This window comes from Hymenobacter qilianensis (assembly GCF_014489555.1).
Taxonomy (GTDB): Bacteria; Bacteroidota; Bacteroidia; order Cytophagales; family Hymenobacteraceae; genus Hymenobacter; species Hymenobacter qilianensis.
In genome coordinates this window covers 1-25,226 of sequence record NZ_CP060784.1, presented here as the reverse complement: position 1 = coordinate 25,226, position 25,226 = coordinate 1, and the positions used below count along the sequence as shown (strand labels likewise).

At 57.7% G+C, this 25,226-nt stretch carries 19 protein-coding genes and 2 pseudogenes; 5 read left to right on the top strand and 16 right to left on the bottom strand.

Annotated elements, in window-relative coordinates; all coding sequences use genetic code 11:
- Positions 1-126 precede the first annotated feature (126 nt).
- The 10 genes and pseudogenes from H9L05_RS22790 to H9L05_RS25570 all read right to left on the bottom strand — a co-directional run bounded on the left by H9L05_RS22790 (position 127) and on the right by H9L05_RS25570 (position 12,372).
- Positions 127-2,328: an ATP-binding protein gene (locus H9L05_RS22790; protein WP_223284625.1), complete on the bottom strand. Its 2,202-nt coding sequence runs from the start codon at positions 2,326-2,328 to the stop codon at positions 127-129.
- Between the two features lie 155 nt (positions 2,329-2,483).
- Entirely contained in the window at positions 2,484-3,272 is a 789-nt protein-coding gene (locus H9L05_RS00095) for an L-fucose dehydrogenase (protein ID WP_187732529.1), read from the bottom strand.
- Between the two features lie 9 nt (positions 3,273-3,281).
- Positions 3,282-4,112, bottom strand: a complete 831-nt coding sequence (locus H9L05_RS00090) for an amidohydrolase family protein (RefSeq protein WP_187732528.1) — start codon at positions 4,110-4,112, stop codon at positions 3,282-3,284.
- Positions 4,099-4,955: pseudogene (locus H9L05_RS00085) on the bottom strand (fumarylacetoacetate hydrolase family protein). The gene H9L05_RS00090 and the pseudogene H9L05_RS00085 overlap by 14 nt, the downstream one beginning before the upstream one ends.
- Before the next feature lie 32 nt (positions 4,956-4,987).
- A complete protein-coding gene (locus tag H9L05_RS00080) occupies positions 4,988-5,752 on the bottom strand; it encodes an SDR family NAD(P)-dependent oxidoreductase (protein WP_187732527.1) in 765 nt (254 codons plus the stop codon).
- 3 nt (positions 5,753-5,755) lie between these two features.
- Positions 5,756-7,007, bottom strand: a pseudogene (gene fucP / locus H9L05_RS00075) (L-fucose:H+ symporter permease).
- A 33-nt stretch (positions 7,008-7,040) separates the two neighbouring features.
- A complete protein-coding gene (locus H9L05_RS00070) occupies positions 7,041-10,142 on the bottom strand; it encodes a glycosyl hydrolase 115 family protein (RefSeq protein WP_187732526.1) in 3,102 nt (1,033 codons plus the stop codon).
- Positions 10,143-10,460: 318 nt separating this feature from the next.
- The gene (locus tag H9L05_RS00065) at positions 10,461-10,925 is read right to left on the bottom strand and encodes a hypothetical protein (RefSeq protein WP_187732525.1); all 465 of its coding nucleotides are present in this window, start codon (positions 10,923-10,925) and stop codon (positions 10,461-10,463) included.
- A gap of 131 nt (positions 10,926-11,056) precedes the next feature.
- Entirely contained in the window at positions 11,057-11,809 is a 753-nt protein-coding gene (locus tag H9L05_RS25575) for a D-arabinono-1,4-lactone oxidase (protein ID WP_317175045.1), read from the bottom strand.
- A 20-nt stretch (positions 11,810-11,829) separates the two neighbouring features.
- Entirely contained in the window at positions 11,830-12,372 is a 543-nt protein-coding gene (locus tag H9L05_RS25570; RefSeq protein ID WP_317175044.1) for an FAD-binding protein, read from the bottom strand.
- A 143-nt stretch (positions 12,373-12,515) separates the two neighbouring features.
- Here H9L05_RS25570 and H9L05_RS00055 point away from each other — a divergent pair, with 143 nt between their 5' ends.
- From H9L05_RS00055 to H9L05_RS00040, 4 genes are all read left to right on the top strand, one after another.
- Positions 12,516-13,634: a mandelate racemase/muconate lactonizing enzyme family protein gene (locus H9L05_RS00055; protein ID WP_187732524.1), complete on the top strand. Its 1,119-nt coding sequence runs from the start codon at positions 12,516-12,518 to the stop codon at positions 13,632-13,634.
- 280 nt (positions 13,635-13,914) lie between these two features.
- The gene (locus H9L05_RS00050; RefSeq protein WP_187732523.1) at positions 13,915-14,313 is read left to right on the top strand and encodes a hypothetical protein; all 399 of its coding nucleotides are present in this window, start codon (positions 13,915-13,917) and stop codon (positions 14,311-14,313) included.
- A 175-nt stretch (positions 14,314-14,488) separates the two neighbouring features.
- Positions 14,489-15,568 carry an alpha/beta fold hydrolase gene (locus tag H9L05_RS00045; RefSeq protein WP_187732522.1) on the top strand — a complete coding sequence of 360 codons (1,080 nt, stop codon included), beginning with the start codon at positions 14,489-14,491 and terminating at the stop codon, positions 15,566-15,568.
- Positions 15,569-15,707: 139 nt separating this feature from the next.
- On the top strand, positions 15,708-17,507 hold the full coding sequence (locus tag H9L05_RS00040) for a DUF885 domain-containing protein (RefSeq protein ID WP_187732521.1): 1,800 nt from the start codon (positions 15,708-15,710) through the stop codon (positions 17,505-17,507).
- 141 nt (positions 17,508-17,648) lie between these two features.
- Here H9L05_RS00040 and H9L05_RS00035 read toward each other — a convergent pair whose 3' ends face one another.
- The 6 genes from H9L05_RS00035 to H9L05_RS24525 form a co-directional block, all read right to left on the bottom strand.
- Positions 17,649-19,268 (bottom strand): SBBP repeat-containing protein, encoded by a 1,620-nt coding sequence (locus H9L05_RS00035; protein WP_187732520.1) that lies wholly within the window; start codon positions 19,266-19,268, stop codon positions 17,649-17,651.
- A 784-nt stretch (positions 19,269-20,052) separates the two neighbouring features.
- Complete coding sequence (locus tag H9L05_RS00030) at positions 20,053-20,724, bottom strand: LytR/AlgR family response regulator transcription factor (protein ID WP_187732519.1); 672 nt, start codon at positions 20,722-20,724, stop codon at positions 20,053-20,055.
- A 215-nt stretch (positions 20,725-20,939) separates the two neighbouring features.
- Positions 20,940-21,569 carry a sensor histidine kinase gene (locus tag H9L05_RS00025; protein ID WP_223284624.1) on the bottom strand — a complete coding sequence of 210 codons (630 nt, stop codon included), beginning with the start codon at positions 21,567-21,569 and terminating at the stop codon, positions 20,940-20,942.
- A 2-nt stretch (positions 21,570-21,571) separates the two neighbouring features.
- Positions 21,572-22,468 carry a hypothetical protein gene (locus tag H9L05_RS00020; protein WP_187732518.1) on the bottom strand — a complete coding sequence of 299 codons (897 nt, stop codon included), beginning with the start codon at positions 22,466-22,468 and terminating at the stop codon, positions 21,572-21,574.
- Between the two features lie 444 nt (positions 22,469-22,912).
- On the bottom strand, positions 22,913-23,512 hold the full coding sequence (locus tag H9L05_RS24530) for a serine hydrolase (protein ID WP_187732517.1): 600 nt from the start codon (positions 23,510-23,512) through the stop codon (positions 22,913-22,915).
- Entirely contained in the window at positions 23,437-24,393 is a 957-nt protein-coding gene (locus H9L05_RS24525; RefSeq protein WP_187732516.1) for a serine hydrolase domain-containing protein, read from the bottom strand. Before H9L05_RS24525 ends, H9L05_RS24530 begins: the two co-directional genes overlap by 76 nt.
- Positions 24,394-24,784: 391 nt before the next feature.
- Between H9L05_RS24525 and H9L05_RS00005 the strand changes: the two genes are divergently transcribed.
- A complete protein-coding gene (locus H9L05_RS00005; protein ID WP_187732515.1) occupies positions 24,785-25,129 on the top strand; it encodes a hypothetical protein in 345 nt (114 codons plus the stop codon).
- Positions 25,130-25,226: the final 97 nt, after the last annotated feature.

Sequence of the window (25,226 nt, the reverse complement as noted above, 5' to 3'; positions counted from 1 at the left end):
TGCTTCGGTTTCTGCTTCGGCTCTTCAGCGGCAATACTAGTTAGTGGGCGGCTGTCAGGATGCACGGCCTGCTTATCATAAGGGCTAACCAAAGCGTAATAATATCCCTTTTCACCACTCAATTATTTACGCGGGCAGCGTGATGCAAAATGTACTGCCTGCGCCCTCCTTACTGTCAACGGTGAGCGTGCCGCCGTGGCCCTGGGTGATGATGTCGTAGCTGAGAGAAAGACCCAGGCCCGTGCCCTCGCCCGTGGGCTTGGTGGTGAAAAAGGGCTGAAATATCTTTTCCTTCACGTGCGCGGGTATGCCGGTGCCGTTATCCTGCACCCGTATTTCAACCTGGTTGCCTGCATGGCAGGTGCTGATGCGCACGGTAGGCACGTAGCTGGTTTCGGCGCCTTGCTGCTGGCGCTGGCGCACGGCATAAAAAGCGTTGGTCAGGAGGTTGAGCAGCACCCGCCCCAAGTCCGAGCCTACAGCGGTAACCAGGGGCAAATCGGGGGCTAAATCCGTGGCTAGCGTGGCGTTGAAAGTCTTGTCCTTGGCCCGCAAGCCCTGATACGCCAAGCGCAGATATTCCTCACACAGCGCGTTCACGTCGGTGGGCTGACGCTCGCCGGTGCTGGCGCGGGCGTGCTCCAGCATGCCCCGCACAATGCTGGCCGCCCGCTGCCCGTGCTGCGTAATCTTGACTTGATTTTCGCCTAAATCGCTTAATAGCTCAGCTAAAGCCCCTTTTTGCGGAACCGGGTAAGCTGAGCCGGCCACTACTTCCTGCGCTTCGTGGCATAGCTCGGTGCTCACGTCGGCGAAGTTGGTGACGAAGTTCAACGGATTTTGAATCTCGTGGGCAATGCCGGCCGTCAGCTCGCCCAAGCTCGCCATTTTCTCGCGCTGCACCAGTTGGGCCTGCGTCGTGCGCAGCTCCGTGAGGGAGCGTTGCAGAGCGGCCGTGCGCTGCTGCACCTGCTGCTCCAGGGTTTCATTTTGCTGGGCCAGCAGGGCTTGCTTTTCCTGCTCCTGGGCTAGCGTTTGGGCCGAAAGCTGCTTCACCTCGTTCAGCTTGAGTTGCAGCAGCTGGCTGTCCAAAGCAAACTCGCGGGCCAGAAACAAGGAGATGCCCAGCGCCGGCGGCAAGTAGATCAGCGGAAAAAAGAAGTTTTCCAGCACCATGGAAAACTCTACTTTCAACACAACCAGGCTGGCGAAAATTACCGCGCACAGCAGCCCGATGGCAAAGCCCGTTGCGATGATCCAGGCACCGCGCTGCCGCTGCTGCAACGCCTGCATCGTCAGGCGCAGCTGCTCGGCCGTGGCCAGTACCACAAACGTTAAGTAGGTAAGAAAGCTGACTGAGGAAAATACGTTGAATTGATGGAGCAGCAATAACACGATCAGGCACCCCCACAGGCCGTAATAAATCCAGCCTAAGCGAAAGTTGAATAGCGCATACAGCGCCCGCACTGCCCACATACTACCCAGAAAGAAGAGGGTAAAGGTGACGCTGCTCAACACCAGGGCCGGAATCAGCGACAAGGGTAGGGTGCTGCCATAATAAACGCCGAGCGAGGCCAAGGTCAGCGACAGGGCGTAGCGGGCGAAGTAGCGGTTGGCCAGCTGGGCGGGATTGTAGTGAAAAAAAGCAAAGTGCAGGAGCATAAGCAGCCCAAAAATGCCCCCCACAACATAAAAAATAGTTCGGTTTACCTCCTGCTCCGCATGCCACGTCATCACCTGCGGCACTGTCCGCAATCGGACCCGCAACAGGGAATTCTCGTCGGCACCTAACTGAAACGGGGGCGTCCATACCACCAACCGGACGGCTAGCACCTGTTCCGCCGCGCCAGCATCTATCGGCATTTCTACGGGGTCGGGATTGATAGAGCCGGGCGTGGCCTGGCTGGGAACGGGGTGGAGCGTGCCCTGACGCTGCACGAGCCGGCCATTGCAATACAATTCCATGGCTCCCAGCTGGCCGGCCTGCACCATCAGCGCCCGCTGGCGCAGGCTGTCGCTGAGGCGAAAGCGCAGCCGCAGCCAGTTGATGCCGATCTGCAAGCGCGGGGCCAGCTCCCGCTGGGACAGGGTGGGACTGATGGTGTCCCAGTCGCTGTCATCGAAGTCCGGCTTGGCCCATGCTGGGTTGTCGCCCCTATGGTAGCGCCAGCCTTTTTCGAGCAGGAGTCCTTTCTTGGGCAAGCTATTGATCAGCAAAGAGCTATCGGCGGGCGGGGACGCGGCCAAGGCAACAGCGGGAAGCAACCACAGAACGGTGAGCAGCAGCAAGTAGCGCATAGCAGTAGTTGGCACCACCTCGCGAGCCACCTCTCGCAAGTGGTATTAATCCTAGCGAAAATAGCAATTTATGCTGGTATGCAACGCATTAACACCCAGCGCACCAGCAGAAATTTCGGCTGCCGGGTGAAGGCTAAAGTTGGCTGATTTGCCCCCCAGACATGCCGAGTATTCGTCCGGTCGGGTCAGGCGTTGGCCAGGGCCCGGTCGAGGTGCACATAGCCGCCATCGACGTGCAGAATCTGGCCGGTGGTGTGGCTGCTGCGGCGCGAGAGCAGGAAAGCGGTGGTGTTGGCTATTTCTTCGGCCGTGGTCATGCGGTTTTCCAGCGGAATCCGGCTGGTGATTTCGCGCAGCTTTTCCTCGGGGTTGGGCAGGGTCTGAATCCAGGTTTCGTATTGCGGCGTCCAGCATTCGGCCACTACCACAGCATTCACCCGGATGCCGTATTTGAGCAATTCCACGGCCCATTCCCGCGTCAGAGCATTGCGTCCGCCGTTGGCGGCGGCATAGGCGGAGGTGTTGCCCTGGCCAGTTTCAGCCGTTTTGGAGCTGATGTTTACAATCGCGCCTTTCGACTTCTTCAATTCTGGCAACACATGGTGAGCCATCAGGTAATAATGCACTATGTTGCGGTGTAGGCTTTGCATGAAGCCTTCGTAGGTGCCGTTTTCCAGCCCCACACCATCGTTTACGCCGGCATTATTAACGAGCCCATCAATTCGTCCGAACTGCGCTACCACAGCCTGCACCGCTTTTTCGCAGGCGGCAGGGTCCGTCAGTTCGGCCGTTACCTGCCATGATTTGCCCCCCGCGGCTTCAATGTCGGCTACGGTTTGGCGGTTTTCTTCCTCGTTGCGCCCTACAATGACGGGAATGGCACCTTCGTCGGCAAGCACCTGCACAATGCCTGCGCCAATGCCTTTGGCGCCACCGGTAACGAGGATGATTTTGTCAGCTAGGTATAAGTCCATAAGGTAGGATTAGAGAGCGTAAAAGGAGGCCGCGTTGTCGCCCCAAAACCGGGCTTGCTCTGTGCGTGAAAAAGAACCTAGATAATCTTTCAGCAAGCTCACTGTTTGGCTGTAGCCGCCCGCCACTTCGCACACCGGCCAATCGGAGCCGAATAGCACCCGATTAGGCCCGAAAGCGTCGAAAACCACATCCAGATAAGGCCGGAAATCGGTGGGCTGCCAGTTGTGCCAATCGGCTTCGGTTAAGAGCCCGGAGACTTTGCAAACCACGTTTTGGTGCGCGGCCAGGACTTGGATGTTGCGCCGCCAAGGCTCCACTTCGCCCGTTTTGATGAGCGGCTTGGCCAAATGATCGAGCACGAAAGCCTGATTGGGGAAAGCGGCGGCTAGCTCGGTGGCGTATGCGAGCTGATCGGGGAGGATGAGGAGATCGTAGGTGAAGCCGTGCTGACTCAGGGCGGCAATGCCGCGCCGGAATTCCGGCCCCAGCATCAGCGCCCGGTCAGCTTCACTTTGCAGAATGTGCCGAAAGCCTTTGAGCTTGGCAAACCGCCGGTAGTAAGCCAGCCGCTCGCCAAGGTTTTCGGCCCGCAAATCCACCCAGCCAACTACGCCTTTAATGAAGTCATACTGAGTTGCCAGTTCGAGCAGAAAATCCGTTTCCGTTTCCGACTGACTCGCCTGCACTGCTACGCAGCCATCGAAGCCGTAGTGCTGGAGCAGCGCTTGCAGATCGGGGGGCAAAAAGTCGCGCCGAAGCACGGCCATGTCATCACTGATCCAGGCGTCACGTGCGGCATCAAACTGCCAGAAATGCTGATGAGCGTCAATTCTGGCCATAGGCTTTCAGCACTTGGCGCGAAGTGCCCAAGCCATCGATGCCCAGCTCCACCACGTCGCCGTGCTTGAGGTACACGGGCGGATTGAAGCCCAAGCCAACTCCCGCCGGGGTACCCGTAGAAATGATGTCGCCGGGCAGCAAAGTCATAAACTGGCTGACGTAGCTGATCAGGAATGGAATGTTGAAAATCAGGTTGGCTGTGTTGCCATCCTGCATCATCTGCCCATTCACCGACAGCCACAGCCGCAGGTTATTTACATCGCCCATTTCATCCGGCGTCGCCATAAACGGACCCACGGGCGCGAACGTGTCGCAGCCCTTGCCCTTGTCCCAGGTACCGCTGCGCTCCAGCTGAAACTCCCGCTCCGACACGTCGTTGTGCAGGGCATATCCGGCGATATAATCGGCAGCGTCAGCTTCTTCTACGTAGGATGCGCGCTTGCCGATAACCACGGCCAGCTCTACTTCCCAGTCGGTTTTGGTGGAGTTTCTGGGAATGATAATCTCGTCGAAGGGTCCGGTGTACGAGGTGGTGGCCTTCATGAACAATACCGGCTCGGGGGCGGGGTGGCGCCGGTTTCGCGGGCATGATCACTGTAATTCAAGCCAATGCACAGCAGCTTGGACGGCCGCGCCACGGGTGGGCCGAGCCGCTCCGAATCAGCAATCGGTGTCAGCTGGCCTTCGTTCTTTTGTAAAAATTTGGCCAAGCGCTGGAGGCCATTATTGGCAAAAAAGGCTTCGTTGTAGTCTTCGCCGAAGGCTGACACGTCGAACTTCTGATCATGGAGAATGACGCCGGGCTTTTCCTGGCCGGGGGCACCGTAGCGGATGAGTTTCATATGAGCGCTGGGGGCTTTTTTAGGCTTGGTGATTAACTATTTAACTTGATAAAACCGCCGTCGATGGGGTAGTCGCAGCCGGTGATGAAACCGGCTTCCGCCGAGCACAGGTACAAGGCCAAGGCGGCTACTTCGGCGGGCTCGCCCATGCGGCCGATGGGCTGACTTTTGGAGAGCTTAGCGAATATCTCTGCTTCCTGGCCAGCATAGTTTTGGGCAATGAAGCCATCAACGAAGGGCGTGTGTACCCGGGCCGGGGAGATGCTGTTGCAGCGGATATTACTGGAAAGGTAGTCGCGGGCCACGGAAAGCGTCATGGCGAAAATGGCCCCCTTGCTCATGGAATACGCGAAACGGTCGGTGAGGCCCACGTGCGCGGCAATGGAAGCCATATTCACGATAATGCCCCCGCCCTGCGCTTTCATCAGCGGCACGGCCGCAAACAGGCAGTTGTACGCGCCCTTCACGTTCACCTGGTACACGCGGTCGAAGTCGGTGTCGGAGGTGTTCTCCACGTTGCCCACGTGGGCGATGCCGGCGTTATTAACCAGAATATCGGCGCGGCCGATGCGCTGAAAAATGTCGACTATCTGCGCCTGCTGACTTACATCGGCCGCGTAGGCGTGGGCCTGGCCGCCGCTGGCTTGTATTTGCTGGGCGGTTTGCTGGCCGGCTGCTTCATCCCGATCGAGAATGTGGACGGTAGCACCCTGACGCGCAAACAGCAGGGAAATGGCCTGGCCAATACCGCTGCCTCCGCCCGTAACGACGGCGTGTTTTTCAGTTAAATCGAACATAGGTTAGTGGGCTGTAGCGAGCTGTACATGCTTGACACGCGCATTTTTGAGGGCAAAATAAAAGACCACCAGAAAGCAAAAGGCGGGCACCAGATAGGCCGTTTGAATGGTGCTCATATCCGACACGCGGCCCATGAGCACCGGAAACACCGCGCCCCCCACAATGGCCATAATCACCAGCGAGGAGCCTTCTTTGGTTTTGCCTCCCAGGCCGCGAATGCTTAGCGAGAAGATGGTAGGGAACATGATAGACATAAAGAATTCGACGCCCATGAGCGCGTACACCGAGAATTTGCCCGGCAGAATGACGGCCAGCAGCACCAGGAAAAAGTTGAGCAAACTGTACACCGCCAGCAGGCGCGGCGCCGGAATGTAGCGCATCAGAAAGGTGCCGATAAAGCGCCCGATCATAAAGCCCAGCAGCGCCGCCGACAGATACCGGGCCGCCGACTTCTCGCCAATGTTTGCTACCTGCTGAGCAAACCGAATAAAAAAGCTGCTCACGCACACCTGCGCGCCGATGTAGAAAAACTGCGCCACCACGCCCAACAGCAGGTTTTTCTCCCGCAGCAAGGGCCGATTAGCCTCTGCGCCCCGATCTTCCCCTACAATATCGGGTAGGCGGGTGAAGTACAGGAGCAAGGCCACTAGCAGCACCACGCCGCCAATAAGCAGAAAAGGCACCTGCACGGAAGCCGCCTCCGCATTCAGGTAGGCATTTAGCTGCCCCCTGGACATGCTGGCTTCTTCCGCGGCCGAAAGCGTGTTGCCCGACAAGATGAAAATGCCCCCAGAAAGGGCGCCAGCGTAGCCGCCAGGCCATTGAACGACTGCGCGAAGTTGAGGCGCTGGGTAGCGCTTTCCTCATCGCCGAGCACGGTGATATAAGGGTTGGCGGCGGTTTCCAGGAAGGTCAGGCCGCAGGCAATGATGAAAAGGGCGGTCAGGAAAAACGAGTAGGAGCGGGCCGCCGCGGCGGGGTAGAACAAAAAAGCCCCCCGGCAAACAGCAGCAGCCCCAGCAGGATACCGCCCTTGTAGCCAAAGCGTTTCATAAACTGGCCGGCGGGAATGGCCAGCAGAAAATAGGCGATATACGACGCCGAATCAATCAGTGCTGACTGGGCATCGGTGAGTTGGCAGGCCTTTTTGAGGTGGGGAATCAGAATAGGGTTCAGATTGAGCGCAAAGCCCCACAGGAAAAACAGCGACGTAATCAGCGCAACGGCAAACAGGTTCTTCCGGGCGGTAGTCATTAAGTGGGCTTTGAAAAAGGTAAAAACGTGGGTTTAGGGGGACGCAAGTGGCGCGGTAGCAAGCTGACTACAGCTACGGAAACGAGCTTTTGCCCCCAGGGCTTGCTCCGGGCTGCTGTGCGAGGAAGAAGGCTGCTGCGCCGAAGCTTTTCGGGGTGTGGAGACAGGAGCCACTGTTTTCCAGGTTTCGGGAATGAGGCTGTAAGCAGGTTGCAAGCCGCCCAGGTCGATAGTCAGGTGGTCGAAGACCACGCCCGGATCAATGAGGTAAATGGTGAGTGTGTGCCGGCCGGGACTCAGCGAATCGCTTTTAACTTGCCGCTGTGCCCGGTTGCTCAGCACATTCTGCTTCCACTCCTCCGAGCGGCCCACCGTTTTAAAATCGACAATCTTGATTGGGCCGTGGTCCACGGCGACGCCGTAGCGCATGCTGCTACCCCGGGTGATGGGGTGCGTGGGCAGGGTAGAAACCGTAATGGTAGGAGCCGCCCGCGAGAAGGTATAAAAATCGTACTCCACGGTTGGGGCCTGAGTCCTTAGGTTGGCGGTATCAACCAGGGCCTCTGCTTGCAAAGGATACGCTTGTAAAGATTGACCGGCGTGGCCCAGACCTTCCACCAGCGTCCAGCGGCGCTGGGCGTTATCTATTTTGCGGCTGTAGTGCGTGGCCCGCATCGAAACGTACCCATTGGTTTCGATAAAGCCCTGATAATCGGCGGCTATTTTGCTTTCTGCCACGGCGGCTCGCACGGCCACGCGGAATATTTTGCCGGCTCCGCTAAACGTCAGGAAACCCGTGGCCGGGCCGCGCTTGGGTACTTTGCTCCAGTCGATGCGGACCTGGAGCCGCTGTTGTTTTTGCCCCCCAGCCGAGGTGAGCGTGCCTTTTTGGGCAGACAATGTCAGCCACTTCACCGTCGATTTGGCTTTCCAGGCAACAGACCGGCGCCGGCTCAGAAACACATCTAGAAAGTACGAGGCTGGGCCCCACGGATAGAAGGTCGGCAGCTTCAGAGAAGGCGCTACGGTAATAGTCTGAGCGGAGTCGTGGGGGGCAAATTCTTCCGGCGCCACGCCCCAAATCTGGGTGGTATCGAGGGCGAGCGGCGGCACCGCCGGCGCCTGAAACACCGGCAGGTTGCGGGGCTTCATCGACATCATCCCGCGCCATTTGCCACCCGCCAGCTGGTTATTATAATACTCCGTTTCGCGCTCTATGCTCGCGTACGCTTCCTGGGCCCACAGGGCGTAATCGGTGGAGCTGGCGCGGTTTTGCGTAGCGTAGAGGCGGCATTTGTCTTGATACAAAAACTTCTGATTCATCAGCGCCGCGCCCACCACCGGGTAATACACCAGCTCGAAGAAAGCATCGGCCCGCGCGGGCTCCATTTGGGGGCGCAGCTGCTGGACGCGCTGCACCAAGGCGGCGTACTGGTCGAGGCGGCGCTGGGCTTCGTCGCCGTAGGCAAAGTGGTTGTAGGCGGTGGGCTTGGTAGGGGTAGTAGGCTCGGTCTGGCTCCAGCCCATGAATTCGGGGCGACGCTCAAATGCCAGGTTGTAGTATTCCCACAGGATGGCCTGAATTTCAGGGCCGAATTTGTCGCCAAAAATGTCCCCCGCCCATGCCTGCAAGTGAGCCGGCACATGCGTGCTCTGCTGGAAGGGACGCGCATCGTACGCCATGTCCAAAAACAGCTGAATGTTGTATTCCAGCGGCTTGATGTCGCCCACGTTCAGCACCCACAGGCGGTCGGTTCTGAGGGCATAGGCCTTCATCATCTCCTCCCGAATCAGGGCCGGATGCGTGGAACTCAGCCACAGATAATCGTGGGGCCGGCCCCAGTAGGAAGCATGATAATACACGCCCGAGCCGCCCCCGCGCGCTTGCTCCCCGGCGTTGCTGAGGCGGCTGATATAGCCGTAGTTGTCGTCGGGCCACACCAGCGTCACGTCGTCGGGCAGCTTCAGGCCTTCGTCGTAAATATCCAGCACTTCCTTGTAGGCGGTAAACACCTGGGGCACGGTTCGCACGTCGGGGGCTACGCGGCGCCGCAGAATTTCGCGCTGGTCAGCAATGACACTAAGCAGCATCTGGGCGGCTTGCTTTGGGGTTTTGGCGCCTTCCATGCCGCTGTCGTGCACGCCGCGCATACCCAGCGAGTATATGGCCTCCAGCGGGCCAGCCTGCTGCGCCCGCTGCTCCCAGTAGCGGTACACGGCCGGCTTGTTGCGGAAATAGTCGAACGGCCCCATCATCTGCTCCTTCCACTCGTCCACGTTGTTGCGCAGCATGGGCTCGGCATGGGAAGTGCCCACCAGAATGGCGTAGCGGTCGGCCATCCTGGGGTTGTCGGGGTAAGCGAAAAACGCCCGCGTGCTGGGGTGCATGGCCGGCCAGATAAGGTTGGCTTTCAGGCGCAGCAGCAGCTCAAATATGTGTGCATAGGTATTGGGCCCAATATCCTTGATGTCTGGATCCATGTTCTGCGCGGCCCAGGGTTGAAGGCCCCAATCTTCGTCGTTGAGGAAAATACCCCGATATTTCACCGTAGGAGAGGAAGCCAGCAAACTGCCAGCCGTCAGGTACAGATTGGGTTGCTGGCGGGGCGTTACATCGGCCCACCAGTACCACGGCGACACGCCCAGCCGCCGCGACAACTCGAACACACCGAATGCCGTGCCGCGCCGGTCGCTGCCCGCAATGACCAAGGCCTTACCCGCTTGCCCCAGGGGCTTATCGACTACAGTAATGCTGAATGACTCCCACTTCCCCCTGAGGCTGGTGGTTTGAATTTGCCCCCCAGCAGCCAACTGATCAATTAGTTTTGACTTTCCAAGCGTGCCAATGAGTACAGAAAAGCCCCCCAGCGGCTGATTTGCCCCCCGCAGCGCCGGGGTAGTTCCCGTAATGCTGGCAATGTCGCGGGCCAGAGCATCGGCGGCCACCCGAACAACCTCAGCATCCTGCTCGTCGAGGTAGAAAGGCGCGGCCTGCTGCTTATGCACCAGCGCAAACACCTCAGTACTATAACTTCCGGCCAACGTGAGGGGCCCAGCCGGCGCAGACTGGGCGAGCGTCAGGGGTGAGGGGAGCAGAAGTAGCCAGCAAATGAGCCAGGAAAAGCACTTTCTCATCAGGCGACAGAACAAGAGTTACGGTGTCGTAGTAGAGAGCCCAGATTTCGCTCTGCTACTGCTCGCTGGTCATCCCCAAGAATGGCGCAACGTTGTATGCGCGCCACCCCTAGCATTCGACCTCCGAAAGCGAATGTGCCTCACCCTTCGTCGGTAACCGTCCCGTACTGTCCTGATTTTATAAATGCGCACGCACCAGAAGAGCCCGCGAAACGTGTGTTTAGCGGGCTCTTCTGGTGCGTGCGCATTCAAACGCTAACGGAAGAAAAGGAGCGTTTGAAAAAATGCTTGTACAGGCTTAAAGCGCTGCTGCGGTGCCTATTCAGGCGACGTGTGCTTCTTCAGTTGCACCAGCGTCACTCGGTTTCGGCGGCTTTCGGGCACGGAGGTAAGGTTGCGGGTATCTTCAATCACTGTTAGCTCCGTGTCGCTGATTGTGGGGGGAATCGTGTACTGAAAGGTTCCGTAGTCGAAAGAGAGCGACAGACTGTTGTTGGTATTGCTGTAAGAGCCAGCCTGCAACGATTTCTCCTTCGTGTAGGGCTCTATCTTGCCATCAGCTGAGAAAATGTAATACCGCTTGTCTGCCGCAAACAAGGGTTGGGTGCGCAGGTACTGACCATCGGGGGAATAATGGGTTACCGATGCCTCCAGCACGTCCCACCGGCCAACCAGACTCTTGACCGGCACGGGCGCTACTTCTTCTTTTTCCTTGGATGAGCAGCTGAAAATCGTAAGCGAAAAAAACAGTAATACTAAACGGGTGAACACGGAGGAAAGCATGCTGAGACTTGATAAAATAAAATAGGTTGAGAGATAAGTATGCTTTTATCAAGAATCATGCAGGAGTCTGGTGTTGTTTGAAATAAATATTAGATTTTATGAATTTTATGCCCTTATCGCATCTTAAGCCATTAGAGGGAGCTGCCGAGATACGTATCCACGAAGGCATTGCGAAACTTGCCTGTTGGATCGTACTGCGCCATCAGGGCCTGGAAGGCGGGCAGCTTCTCATACTGCCGTTGCAGGTGGGCGGCCGGCAAGGTGAACAGCTTACCCCAGTGGGGCCTCACCCCAAAGGGCGACAACTCCCGTTCCAGCAAGGGCAGTACCTGACTCACAGCGGCCCAATTTGGTTTCCAGGTAAAATGAATTCCCAGCGAGTCTTGCCGGTAGCACGGACTTAGCCACAGCGCATCGGCCGCAACCGTTCGCATCTCCGAAATCTGCAGACACGGACGCAAGTGCTCATGCAGGCGCGCAACGGCCCGAATTGCTTCCTCGGCGTGGCGCAAGGGCACAAAGTATTCCGATTGCAGCTCCTGGCCCGAGCTAGGCGTGAAGCCCAGTCGGAAATGAGGCAGCCGGTCATACCAGGGGCCCGGCACACCCATCTGCTCGGTGCAATTCACAGGGGAGAGGCCGGCCAGCGGATGCAGATTCTGCGTGGCTCGCGGGGCCCCAAAAAAGTCGGAAGGGGTGTGCTGAAGCGGCGCGCCGGGCGTGAGGCGCTGTTTGAGCCACACCTGCGTAACGCGCTCCTGCTGCCAGTCGGTGAACAGGCTCACGCTGTAGGCGCTGGCCTGAATGGCCGCGAAGTGCTCATATACTTGCGTTAAAGGCAGGTTTTCGTACACATCCTGGCGCAGCTGAAAGGTAGGCTCCACCGCAAGCGTAAGCTTGGTAACTACCCCAGCGCCCCCAGATGCACAATTGCCCCCCGAAACTCGTCGCCGTCATTTTCCTGCGACAGCCCCCAAATCTCGCCCGAGGCCAGCACCATTTCCATGGCCCGAACCGCCGTAGCTAAGTTGCCGTGCCCGATGCCCGACCCGTGGGTAGCCGTAGCGCAGGCCCCGGCCACGGAGATATGCGGCAAAGAGGCCAGATTGTGCAGGGCAAAGCCGCGACTGTGCAGATAAAGCGCCAATTGCCCGTAGGTGATGGAGGCGGGCACCGTTACGGTGCGAGCGTCCGCATCGAGAGAAATCGACTGCTCCGCCGCGCCAAGCGCCAGCAGCTGCTGGGTGCTGTCGGCAATGCCGTTGAAGCAATGGCGCGAGCCCAGCACCTTTAGCTGGTCAGTGGCCCGCACCGCTTCCCGGACCTGCTCTGTGGTGTCGGCCTGCGCCAGCCGGGTGGTGCTATAGCGGTAGTTGCCGGCCCAGTTCAGCAGAGGCGGCCCAACGGGCACCGGGGAGGATGAAGGCAGGAAAGATGGTGATTCCATAAGATGCGGAAGCGACGAAAGAAGCTGGGGGGCAAAATTACGATATTATGAGAATGGCATCGGGCGGCGTAAGCTGGCGTGAGCGGCTGGGGGGCTTTTTTTTCGTCAATAGGGAATGATACGCCGGCTAGCTATTTTGCCTCATGCTACAAACTTCTATTCGCTCTATTGAGATTTTTAAGCTCTTCCTGCCGCTGAAAGAGCCGTTTGTTATTTCTCTGGGCCCGATAAAGGAAGTGCAGAACGTGGTCATCCGCCTGCGGACCGCCGATGGCTGCACCGGCTACGGCGAATGCAGCCCCTACATGACCATTAATGGGGAAAGCGTCGATACCTGCTTTGCCGTTGCCCAGTACTTAGCGCGCGGCCTGCGCGGGCACGATGCGCTGGATATTGCCGGCTGCGTGGCCATGATGAACCGTATCATCTACGCCAACAGCAGCATCAAAAGCGCGTTCGATATGGCCCTGCACGACATAGCCGCTCAGCAGGCCGGCCTGCCGCTCTACGCTTTTCTGGGGGGCAAATCTGATAAAGTTCTCACCACCGACATGACCGTGAGCCTGGGTCCGCCCCAGAAGATGCAGGCCGACGCCATTCGCTTTCAGCGGCAGGGCTTTCCATTCATTAAAGTAAAGCTGGGGGAAACGCTGGAAGCTGATGTAGCGCGAATCTGGGCCATCCGGGAAGGCATCGGGCCCGACCACCCACTCAGCATCGACGCCAATCAGGGCTGGCACACGGCGGAGGCGGCCATAGCCGTTTTGCAGGCGCTGGCTCCTTATCGCATTGCGCACTGTGAGGAACCCATTGCCCGCCACCTGTTTATGGATCTGGCCAGGGTGTCGGCGGCGTCGCCAATTCCCATTATGGCCGATGAAAGCTGCGGCGATGAGCACGACGCGGCCCGCCTGATCCAGCTGCGCGCCTGTCCGCAGTTCAACATTAAGCTGGGCAAGTCGTCGGGACTGCACCGGGCCAGGAAAATCGTCGATCTGGGCGCGGCCGCCGGCCTGACGTTGCAGGTGGGGGGCTTTATGGAGTCGCGCCTGGGCATGACGGCCGCCGCGCACTTAGCCCTCACCAGCGACGCCATCCGGCACTGCGATTTCGACACGCCATTGATGTACGCCGAGGACCCGGTGGTGGGCGGAATCCGCTACCTGGCGCAGGGCGTGATTGAGGTGCCACAGGTGCCGGGCCTGGGTGCCGTAATGGATGAGCAGTATTTGCGAAATGCGGAAAAATGGGTTATGGGGTAGAGCAGGTAAGGCTGCACATAGGGAGAATGGCAATTTATCGCCTACTTGCTCATCTCAGAAGCTGTATGAATTAATTAGAACGGGGTAGAGACGCGATGCTTCGCGTCTCGTCGTCTGCACCGTTCGGATATGTCGTCCAACGACGAGACGCGAAGTATCGCGTCTCTACCCCGTTCTGACGGCACAAAACCTGTTTTAAACCGCTTCTCAGCAAAGTATTACCCATCAAAATTTAAGCTATAAAGCTGCTGGCTGTATAGCGCTTTCTTATCCGTTCTTCATGCAACTCCTGACTGCTTCTTCTTATTTGACTCTCTACCTGCACCAAGGTACTTCCCGCGCCATCGAAGCGCAGTGGCTGGGTTTTGCCAGTGGTACTGTGCTGCGCCAGGCTACGTTGGAGGCCGTAGTCCTGGCCCGGCAGTATCGCGTTACCGGCTGGATGGCCGACGACCGGCTCCTGGGGGCCGTGCGTCCCATCGATCTTGACTGGATTGCCCAGCAGGTGCTGCCCCAGTTGATCAGCCTTGGTGTGAAACGATTCGCCCGCATCGAGGCATTCGATCCGCTCAATAAACTGCTGATAGGGCAAGCCCAGGAAACAGCCGAGCAGCAGCTGCCCTTTGAGCTGCGCACATTTACAGATCTGCAGGCAGCGCGGGCCTGGGTCTGCGGGTAGCTTGTACAGAAATCACTGCCATCTAGTAACTGAATCGAGAGACAGGGGATGAGGGCCTAAGTGTCTTCTCAGCGTTAAAAAGCCTCCCAAGTGTAGAAATCGAGTGTCTACTTCCAACAGATACATGCTTTCACCTCCTGCCTCGCTCACCTATATCTATTCTGCCTCACCGAACATGAGAAAACTACTGTTTCTGCTGCTCTGGCTGCCGCTGCTTTGCTATGCCCAAACGGGAGCGATAAAATACCCGGCACCCACAGAGGCAGATTTCAGCCTGAAAAACTACGCGTTTGAGAGCGGGGAGAAGCTGCCGGAGCTAAAGCTGCACTACACCACCATTGGTCAGCCGCGCAAGGACGCAAAGGGGCGAGTAGCGAATGCGGTGGTTATCATGCACGGCACCACGGGCAGCGGCGAGCAGTTTTTGAGCGAGCAGTTTGCCGGCAACCTGTTTGGGCCCGGTCAGGTGCTGGATGCGGCTAAGTATTACATCATCCTGCCCGACGCCATCGGGCACGGACAGTCGAGCAAGCCCAGCAACGGCCTGCGCATGCGCTTCCCGAAGTACTCCTACAACGACATGGTGACGGCCAATTACCGCCTTCTGACCGAGCACCTGGGCGTGGCGCACGCCCGGCTGGTGATGGGCACTTCCATGGGCGGCATGGAAACCTGGGTGTGGGGCTACCGCTACCCCGATTTTATGGATGCCCTGATGCCCCTGGCCAGCCTGCCGGTGGAAATTGCGGGCCGCAACCGCATGCTGCGCAAAATGGCCATCGACCTGATTCAGATGGACCCGGCCTGGCAGGGCGGCAACTACACCACCCAGCCCCGCACGGGCCTGGCCGGGGCTATTTCCTCCCTGATTTTCATGACCAGCAGTCCGTACCAGATGCAGAAAGCGGCCCCCACGCGCGAGCTGGCCGAAGCAGCCCTGGATAAGCGAAGAACCCAGCTGCTGACTTCCCTCGACGCCAACGACTTCATCTACCAGTTCGACGCCTCCCGCGACTACGACCCGGCCCCGCACCTGACCAAAATAAAAGCCCCCCTGCTGGCCATCAACTCCGCCGACGACCAGGTGAACCCGCCGGAACTGGCTATTCTGGAGCAGGAAATCAAGAAGGTACCCAAAGGCCGCTACATCCTCCTGCCCATCTCCGACCTGACTGTCGGCCACGGCACCCACTCGCACCCTGCCTTGTGGGGACATTATTTGAAAGAACTGCTGACGTTGTCAGAGAAGCAGTAGCTTCCAATAAAGTAGCAGGGTAGGAGCCATTACCGGTACTTCTACTTCTACTCCACGTCGCTTCACTTCTAGCTCTAGCTTTTGCCCCCCACCGGCTCATACCGCCTTATATTTACTCACCACCTCAACCATCCCCCCTATGAAACATCTTTTCCTGTCGGCGGCGCTGGCGGCGGGCCTGCTGGGCACCCTGACCAGCCATACTCCAGCAACCAGCCTCACCGCCGCGCCCGTAGCTGCCGACTCGCCGGCGCTGGCCGCTATGTTCGATAAGTACTGGGACGAGCGCGCCATGCTCTATCCGCTGGAAGCCACCGGGCAGGGCGACAACCGCTACAACGACCAGCTGCCCAACGACGGCACCGTGGCGTACCGCGCCGCCCAGCGGCAGTTTTTTCAGCAGTACCTCGACCAGATCAAGAAGTTCGACCGCAGCAAGCTCTCCGACAACGACCGGGTGAGCTACGATATCTTCCTCTATGAGATGCAGATGCGGCTAGAAGGCCTCAAGCAACCCACCTGGATGATACCCTTCAATCAGATGGGCGGCCTGCCGATTGGGTTGGCGCAGCTGGGCGCGGGCTCCGGCAATCAGCCCTTCAAAACCACCAAAGACTACGACAACTGGCTGGGCCGCGTGCGTGCCTACCCGGTCTGGGCCGATACAGCCATCAGCAACTTTCGTAGGGGCATGCGCGCTGGCGTGGTGCTGCCCCGGCCATTGGTAGAAAAAATGCTGCCCCAGCTTCAGGCCATGGTCACGCCGGACGCTACCAAGAGTATTTTTTACGGGCCCATAGGCAAGTTTCCGGCGGCTGTGCCCGCCGCCGATCAGCAGCGACTCACGGCCGCGTATCAGCAGGCCATCAAGGAGCAGGTGTCGCCCACGTACCAGAAGCTGCACGACTTCCTGAAGAACGAGTATCTGCCCAAGGCGCGCACCACTACGGGTATTTCGGCTGTGCCCGGCGGGGAAAGCATGTACCGCTTCGCCGTGAAGAACTCGACCACCACCGACATGACCCCCGACCAAATCTACCAGGTGGGGCTGAGCGAGGTGAAGCGCATTCGGGCGGAGATGGAAAAGATCAAGACGGAAGTGGGCTTCAAGGGCGACTTGCCGGCGTTCTTCAATTACCTGAACACCGACCCCAAGTTTATGCCCTTCAAGACGGCGGAGGAGGTGCTCAACGTGTATCGCGGCATTCAGGCCAAGATTGACCCCAACCTGAAAAAGATGTTTAGCCGGGTGCCCAAAACAGGCTTTGAGGTGCGTCAGACCGAAGCCTTCCGCGCCGCCTCGGCCAGCGCCCAGTACAACCGTGGCCTGGCCGACGGCTCCCGCCCCGGTATCTTCTACGTGCCCATCATCGACCCCACCAAGTACAACGTGACTCGCGGCATGGAGTCGCTGTTTCTGCACGAGGCTATTCCGGGCCACCACTACCAGATTGCCCTGCAGCAGGAAAACACCAACCTGCCCAAGTTTCGTCGCTACGGCGGCTACAGCGTCTTCAGCGAAGGCTGGGCCCTGTACACGGAGAGTCTGGGCAAGGAGCTGGGCCTCTACACCGACCCTTACCAGCGCATGGGCGCTTTGAACGGGGAGATGCACCGCGCCATCCGGTTGGTGGTGGATGTGGGCATGCACAGCAAAAATATGACCCGCGAGCAGGCCATCGCCTACATGCGGGCAAACCGCAGCATCGATGAGCAGGCAGCCACGGCCGAGATTGAGCGCTACATGGCCTGGCCCGGACAGGCGCTGAGCTACAAAATCGGGCAGCTGAAGATCAGCGAGCTGCGTCAGAAGTATGAGAAGCAGCTGGGGGGCAAATTCAACCTCAGCGCCTTTCATGACGAGCTACTGGAAAATGCCGCCATGCCTTTAGCCATTGCTGAGAAGACGATGGATGCGTGGGCAGCTACGCAGAAGTAAGTCTAATACTGTATTAGTTAAAAAAGCCCCCCAACGTTAGTTGGGGGCTTTTTACTTATAAGACTCATCGTAATAAAACCTGCTGAGGAGATTATAGTTACCTAAGTCACTTCTCCGCATTGCTGATTATAATTCCGTAGGCTATTTCTGCACACCGATGCGTATCGTCTCAGTAGTCTTACCCTGAATGAGGCGGCAGAGATAGACACCGTTGGGCAGATCAGCGGTGGACAGCTGGACTGTCTGTACACCCTCAGAAGTGTTGATACCAAGATTGTGGGTTTGTACCAGCGAGCCTCTGGCATTGTAGATTAGCAGCTGCGCCGAAGCCGCTGAGGTCCGTTGGAACTGCAGCGTGGTTTGGTCGCGGGCCGGGTTGGGAAAAGCTTTCACGGGTAGCCTTGGCGATGCATCGTTTTGCCCGGCCAAGCTGCTGAGATTGGAGAAAGTGGTAGTTAAGCAGGGGCTCGGCTCACGGAGATACTTGACGGTAGCCACATCGAGGTCTGTGCCAGGGCCTGGCGAGAAGCCTGTCACATACGTATTGCCATAAATATCCACTGTCATGGCCATGGCTACTTCTAAACTACGACTGGCTGGCCCATCATAGCGCGCTTGCCAGCCTAGCTGCCCCGACTGCTGGTCATATTGTAGGGTGAGGTAATCAAAGTTATTACTACGGCTGTCCACAGTATAGCCTGTCACGTAGACGTTGCCATAAAAGTCCACCGCTATATCATTAGAGGAGGTCCTTTCGGGTGAAAGGTAGCGTGTCAGCCAACGTTCCTGTCCCGTTCGCCCATCATATTTTAAAGTAACAATCTCATCGGTCGTCCCATTGAATGATGACCCGGTAACATAGGCGTTGCCCGCTAGATCAACGGCAACCCCACGGGCCGTGACGTTGTTGGCGACCCCATTGTAGCGCGCTAACCAGAGTTGCTGGCCTGTGCGGCCATCGTACTTGAGCGTAGCCATATTTTGGCCCGTGTGAGGAGAGAAGCCAGTCACGTAGGCGTTGCCGGCTAAGTCCAGCGCTATATCCCAGCCTGCATCATAGCCATTGGCAGGTCCGTTGTAGCGCGCCACCCACCGTGGCTGGCCTGTTCGGCCATCGTATTTTATGGTGGCAAAATCACCCTCAGTATCACTGAACGAGGCTCCTGTGACGTAGGCGTTACCCGCTAGGTCGACCGCTAGGGCCCATGCGAGATCTAGCGCATTAGCAGGACCATTGTACACTGCCGCCCACACTTGGCGCCCTCTCCGCGGTTCATACTTAAGGGTAAGATAATCTGAGTTGCCGCTTAGGTTGGTGGTGGTGCCGGTGACGTAAACATTACCCACGAGGTCCACGTCTATATCAGTAGCAGTTTCTTCGCCATTGCCGGCTCCATTATAGCGGGCTATCCACTTCTCTTGGCCCGTATACTGATCATAGCGAATAGTGACTAAATCTTCATCGTTCCCGTCAGACGATACCCCCGTTACATACACATTACCCACGAGGTCTACCGCGATGGCGCGAGCCACATCATAGTCATTGGCGGGCCCATTATAGCGGGCTACCCATAGGGCCTGGCCAGTGCGGCCATCGTACTTGATGGTAAGAAAGTCATTAAAGACGCCCCCAGGGACAAAAACACTACTGCTGACAGTGTAGCCCGTTACGTACACGTTACCCGCAAGGTCGACGGCGATGTCCCTGCCCTCATCCGAGCTATGGTTCGGTCCATCATAGCGCGATACCCAGGCTTCCACACCTTCGGCATTACACGGTAATAGTCGGCTAGCGGAGGCAGGTCCTACCTGGGACTGGACCTCATAGCTGCGTAATGCCGACTGGTCAGGAAGCTGGGAGTGTGAGGCTGGTGCGCTGGGGGCAATAGTCGCTCCTGAGGCGAGCTGAGCGGGAGGGGAGCAGGAGCCAGACGGCTTTGTTGAGCGTGGCTAGCAGACGCGCACATCAGGCTTCCTGCTAGCAATAGGTAGTGAGTAAAAGAGTAGCACATAGCAAAAGTGCGGAAAGGATACTGCAGCCATTATGCCGCTTACAAACACGCATGTGTGGACAGAAGAAGCCATAGATGGCTTACCAGGAGAGTCCTCGGGATTTCCCGAAGAAGGCCGGCGCGGCTAGCTACGCCGGACGGGAGCACAAAAATCTGTTAGCTGGTAATAAGTAAAATTTAACTCTTTATAGTTATAAATGCAATACTCCGTGCTTATCCTATAAAAGCCTGCCTAGCAACATAGTGGCTTCCTATATCGCCCAAAACCCTGATGCCCGAATCGTTAACCCTCAGGTTGGAGGTGGTTTGGGGGAATCAGGTTTAACGTTGGCACACCTCGGGTCTCTCCCTTTACTGAATACTGGGGTGGCGCGTTTACCGGCTACATGGACGCGTTCATCATTGGGGTAAACGGCCACAATACGATCTATGACTTTGAAGCAACGTGCCGGTAAAAACTATTGCTTCAGACAAGACCGTTAAGCCTTCAGGTATGAAGTAGAAGCCACGGTGAATGCAGCGTGGCTTCTACTTCATACCTGAAGCTGCCCCAGATACGAAGCGCCCACGGGCACGGCGTGGCCGCGCACGGTTACCTGGTGGCGCTCCAGCTTGTCGATGTAGTCTTTGGCCACCACGAAGGAGCGATGCACGCGCACAAACTTGTCGGGGGGCAAAAGTTCGGTTAGCTCAGTCATGGTCATGCGGGAGAGCAGGCGTTTGCCCCCCAGCACAAACGTGACGTAGTTGCCGGCCGCCTCCATGTACAGAATGTCGGCGTAGGGCACGCGCACCTGCTCGGCGCCCGTTTTTACAAACACGTAATCTTTGGGCGGGGCGGCCTGGTCGCGGAGGCGGAGCAGCTCGTGGGCCTTGTTGCAGGCTTTCATAAACCTGGCCAACGAGAAAGGCTTCAGCAGGTAATCGACGGCATCCAGCTCAAAGCCCGTCACGGCGTGCTCGGAGTAGGCGGTGGTGAAGATGACGAGCGGCTTTTTCTGCAGACTGGTTACGAACTCCAACCCCGAAATGTCGGGCATCTTGATATCCAGAAAAAGCAGGTCTACGGGCTGGCTTTGCAGATACTCCATGGCCTCACAGGCATCGGTGAAGCAGGCTTTGAGCTCCAGAAACGGAATTTTGCCCCCCAGGGAGCGCACCACCTCCAGCGCCATCGGTTCGTCGTCGATTGCAATTGCCTTCATAGATATTCAGTCGGGTGTCACTGACCTTTATTCATGGTTCTGTGTACAGCAACAAAACGGAACGTCATGCAGAGCGGAGCGAAGCATCTCGCGTGCTGACGTCTGATTAGTAATCCTACTACCGCGAGCGAGATGCTTCGCTCCGCTCTGCATGACGTTCTACTCTGTATGACGTTCTGGGGGCTTTTTCGTTTGCTCTCCACACGCGCTGCTGTCTACTGCTGAGCGGTGCCGCTCAACTGCAGCGTAAGGTGCACAAAAAACTCCTGCGGCGTTTCCCTGATTAGCAGCTCGTGCTTGCCGGGGTAGAGCAGGGCCAGGCGCTGGCGCACGTTCTCCAGGCCCACGCCGGAGTGGTCTTTCTCTAAGTCCAGCTCCTGCTTGGGGTGGGTGCTGTTGTACACATCAAAATACAGCTTGTCGGCCTCGTAGTGCAGGGTCACCCGTATCCACGATTTGCGCTTCAGACTGATGCCATGCTTGAAGGCATTTTCCACAAACGGAATCAGCAGCATGGGCGCAATCCAGCGCTCAGCCACCACATCCTCAATGCTGGTTTCGAGGCTGATGTTGGGCGAGGTGCTCGTCCGCAGCGACTGTAGCTCGATATAGTTGCGCATGTACTCTACCTCACGGGTGAGCAAAATCTGGCGCTGGTGGTTTTCGTGGAGCATAAATCGCATCATGTCGCCCAGCATCTGAATGCCCTGGGCCGTGCGCTCACTATTCTCCTGCAAGGCCGTGCCGTAGAGCGTGTTCAGGGTATTAAACAGAAAGTGCGGATTGATCTGGGAGCGCAGAAAATCCAGGTTGGCGGTCGACTGGCCCAGCTCGGTTTGCAGCACGCCTATTTCCTGCGTGACTTTGGCGCGCCGCTTATAGAGAATCCAGGCCAGCGGGCCGTCAGAAAGAGCTGAAAGCCCTCATTGAAAAAGGCGAAACCCGCCGCTACATCCGGATCATTGCAGAAGATCAGAACCAGTAGCATCACCGGCCCGAATGATATAAGCAGGCACAGTAGCACCCACAGGATGTATGATCGCACCGGCCGCCGCTTCGTTACCAGCCTCGGGATGAGGTAGTAATAGGCGAAGAAATAGAAGGCTGCCGTAAGCGGCACAAGCATCGCCCCATACAGGATCATCTCTTCGGCTCCCACCGCCATGAGTAGCAATACGGTCACCAGCCACACGCCGACTGCCAGCGCGGCTTCGCGCACAATGGGTCGGTTCTTCGGCGTGATGGTTAGCGGCCTCGGGATAAAGCGCAGAACCGCGTACTTCAATAATGAGTACGTTCCTAGGAAAACCAACAGCTGAAAAGCCCCCCCGAATCCTTGCTGAAACAGGGCGTTGTAGGTGTCCTGCTCCGTGGGATACTCATGGAATAGATACGTGGCGGCATAGGTGTCGGTGGTGCCAAAAACGAGCCCCGCTACCACGTAGGCTGCTACTAGCAGCAGCACATTCCGGGTTACCCGCTCCCGCCGCAGCAGCTGGGGCACCACCACAAAATTGACCAGCAGAAAGGTGAGATAGACGGTAGCAAATACGATAACCCGCGGGTAGAAGAAGTTTGAGTAGTATCCGAAGGGCATACCTGCCTCCTCGAACAAGCGGCGGGCCGTGGCCGCATCACTGGAATCGAGCAGCAGAATCGAAAAAATGAGCAGGACGGTAGCCACCCCAAACTCAATCCGGGCAAGGGTGGACGGCTTATCGATATACTCGGTAAGATCTTTCATGGGGAAGGGCGAGGGTTGAGGCTGCGCCTCATGCAAAGTCGGTGTCATGCTGGTTGTGTTATCTTATGTATCGCGGCGTGATGTAGTTCGCGTGCGATTGTTGTTTAGTCGTTAAAAAGGCTGTTATGTAGAACGCCCTGAAGCATCGCGCGTGCTGAGGTTGTAGTTGTAATCCACCTAACAGAACGTCATGCAGAGCGGCGCGAAGCATCTCGCTCGCGGTAGTAGGATTACTGATCTAACGGCGTGAGCGAGATGCTTCGCGCCACTCTGCATGACGGTATGGTTTGAAAGTTTCCAACACACGATTAGGTGTAAATTATCAGTCTCTAAAAGAGGCAATCTATGCGGGTTTGTGCGTCTGGGGGGCTTTTTTGCTAAATAGTAGCTTGTGTTGCATGGGCAGCGGAGCTGAGATGATCTGATTCTGGATAAGCTTCCTTTCTATTCCTGGCGCTTGGCTTCGGTCACTTCCCAGCGGCCCTCCCGGATGGTGAGGCCAGCGGCCCGATCGGTGGCCGGCGTGAATATGATCTGGTTGTCGTCGTTGCCGGAGGGGATAAACACGTTGCTGCCCTGACTACGCAGCCGAAAAACCGGCCCGCCGGTTACCTGGGCGTGCAGCTTGCCGCTTTCCTCATACACTTTCAGCACCCGCGTCTTGGCGCCCGACTTGTACGTGTAGGTGCCGGCGTAGCGGGCAATATTCTCGGGCGTCAGGGGCAAGTCGCGAACGTTAATGCCGAGGGCCGTGCGGGCCAGCGCCTTCGTGATAGCCGCCGGATTGGCCTTCACCGAATTAGTCAAAACCACCACCGTCAGGCCAGTTTTAGGGTAGTGAGCCAGCGCCGACACGAACCCATTGGCGCCGCCCGAATGAAATACCTGCTCGTGCGAACCCAGCTCGGCCAGCTGCAAGCCGTAGCCGTAGCCAACCGTGTCGCCGCTAGCCAGAACGGTAGGCGTCGTCATTCGTCGCAATGACGCGGGCGAAACCACCTTGCCGCCGTGCAGCAAAGTGGTCCACTGGAGCAGGTCGCCCACGGTAGCGCAAAGGCCCCCGCCGCGGGGCCCACTCGCATGCTCAGGTAGCGGGCGTTGATAAGCGCTTTTTCCTCATACTCGTAGCCCGCCGCTCGGTGCGGAATCACGCGGCTGGCTTCGCAGTACATGGTATTGCTCAGGCCCAGCGGCCCCAGGAGTTGGCGCTCCAGATAGTCCTGGTAAGGAATGCCCGTCACCCGACCGATAATCTCGCCCAGCAGGTAGTAGGCGAAGTTGTTGTACTCATACTTCTCGCCGGGCTTAAACTCGAAGGGCTGCTTGGCAAACAGCTCAATCATCTCAGGGTACGTGAGGTCGAGGCGGAAGCGCTGGCGGTTTTCCTCGTGCATCACCCGAAATGCCTTGATGCCGGACGTGTGGTTCAGCAGATGATGAATAGTGACGTGGTGGCCCTGGGTGGGGTAGTCGGGCAGGTACTTGGTGATGGGGTCGGTGAGCGACATTTTGCCCTCCTCCACCAGGCGCATTACAATAGCGGCGGTGTACTGCTTCGTGATGGAGCCCACCTTATACACGGTTTCCGGGCCGGCCGCCACGTCCATCTCTACGTTGGCCTTGCCGTAGCCTTTGGCAAAAACAAGCTGGCCATGCCGGGCAATTGCTATGCTCAGGCCCGGCGTGATGCCCGCCGTTATCTGGGCTTTCGCGGCAGAGTCGGCTACGGCCGCAAGGCGTTTTATATCCAGAGGCTGAGTTGTGGTCTGGCTCTGGGGTGAGGCTACCGCAGGCGCGGTGGCCTCGCGCACGCAGCTCGTTGCCGTGGGCATGCCGAGCACGAGAAGAAGGCCGCAGGCAAACGGGCGGGCGCGCCGCAACAAGCTGGCAAATGAAGGGAAGCTGGTGGTGTCAGAAGTTCTCATGATGCGTAGGGCTGTAGAGTTGGATACAACTGGCCCTTCTGCCGGGGCCTATCATGAGCAAGAATAAACGGCCGAAACTGCCCCGGAAACTAAATGTGACGAACAGGAAAATGCTGGGACGAACTCCCCGACTTACCCGAAAAAAGCCCCCCACCCAGTGACGAATTTGCCCCCCGGCAACTCTCCGGAGCAACAGAGCTTCAAGGCTGGATATAGGCTGGCAAACGGGCAAAAAAAGCCCCCCAGACACAAGCAAAAGAAGTAAGGGAAAAAGACAACCTTCCGGGCCGGCTTTGCGAATGAAGAAGACCCGCTGAAAAGCAGCCAGTACAGCGAGAAGCGCCCGCTGCTCCCCGCAACTGATTGTCATCTCTAACCAGCGTATACTACTATGGGTAAAGGCAAAAAGAAAGGCTCAAAAAAGGCCAAGAAGCTGGAAAGAGATGCGCTGGACGTAGCCGCCGAATCCATCCGCAAGTATCGCCGCGTGAGTAAGGAAATCGGCAAGCTCAGCACCACCCAGAAAATAGTTGGCGGAATAGGCTTGCTTGCCGCGGCCATCGCGTACGTGGCTAATAAGCAGGCAATTGATGACTTCATCTCCACTGACAGCGTCCTGCCTTCCCTGGTGCCAGGCAAAACCGAAGAGAAACCGCCCAAGCCGGAAGCCTTGCCACCTAAATCGGCTGGTGCGCCGCGCAAACCCGTGAAAAGGAGGGTAGCTGATAAGAGCTAGCGGCGCTTCCCAAACCAGCACCTTGGCAGCCTTGCGCTACATAAGCTCGACATAACCTTGCCTCCCGGAGACGCGAATATAGATTTCCGCATTGGCT

What these genes read in the sequence shown, in the direction of transcription:
- H9L05_RS00040 (WP_187732521.1), top strand. Translation starts at nt 15,708, where the DNA reads ATGAAACATCTTTTCCTGTCGGCGGCGCTGGCGGCGGGCCTGCTGGGC.
- H9L05_RS00080 (WP_187732527.1), bottom strand. Translation starts at nt 5,752, where the DNA reads ATGTTCGATTTAACTGAAAAACACGCCGTCGTTACGGGCGGAGGCAGC.
- H9L05_RS00030 (WP_187732519.1), bottom strand. Translation starts at nt 20,724, where the DNA reads ATGAAGGCAATTGCAATCGACGACGAACCGATGGCGCTGGAGGTGGTG.
- H9L05_RS00020 (WP_187732518.1), bottom strand. Translation starts at nt 22,468, where the DNA reads ATGAAAGATCTTACCGAGTATATCGATAAGCCGTCCACCCTTGCCCGG.
- H9L05_RS25570 (WP_317175044.1), bottom strand. Translation starts at nt 12,372, where the DNA reads ATGGAATCACCATCTTTCCTGCCTTCATCCTCCCCGGTGCCCGTTGGG.
- H9L05_RS00050 (WP_187732523.1), top strand. Translation starts at nt 13,915, where the DNA reads ATGCAACTCCTGACTGCTTCTTCTTATTTGACTCTCTACCTGCACCAA.
- H9L05_RS00055 (WP_187732524.1), top strand. Translation starts at nt 12,516, where the DNA reads ATGCTACAAACTTCTATTCGCTCTATTGAGATTTTTAAGCTCTTCCTG.
- H9L05_RS00070 (WP_187732526.1), bottom strand. Translation starts at nt 10,142, where the DNA reads ATGAGAAAGTGCTTTTCCTGGCTCATTTGCTGGCTACTTCTGCTCCCC.
- H9L05_RS00045 (WP_187732522.1), top strand. Translation starts at nt 14,489, where the DNA reads ATGAGAAAACTACTGTTTCTGCTGCTCTGGCTGCCGCTGCTTTGCTAT.
- H9L05_RS24525 (WP_187732516.1), bottom strand. Translation starts at nt 24,393, where the DNA reads ATGAGAACTTCTGACACCACCAGCTTCCCTTCATTTGCCAGCTTGTTG.
- H9L05_RS00090 (WP_187732528.1), bottom strand. Translation starts at nt 4,112, where the DNA reads ATGGCCAGAATTGACGCTCATCAGCATTTCTGGCAGTTTGATGCCGCA.
- H9L05_RS00095 (WP_187732529.1), bottom strand. Translation starts at nt 3,272, where the DNA reads ATGGACTTATACCTAGCTGACAAAATCATCCTCGTTACCGGTGGCGCC.
- H9L05_RS00065 (WP_187732525.1), bottom strand. Translation starts at nt 10,925, where the DNA reads ATGCTTTCCTCCGTGTTCACCCGTTTAGTATTACTGTTTTTTTCGCTT.
- H9L05_RS00005 (WP_187732515.1), top strand. Translation starts at nt 24,785, where the DNA reads ATGGGTAAAGGCAAAAAGAAAGGCTCAAAAAAGGCCAAGAAGCTGGAA.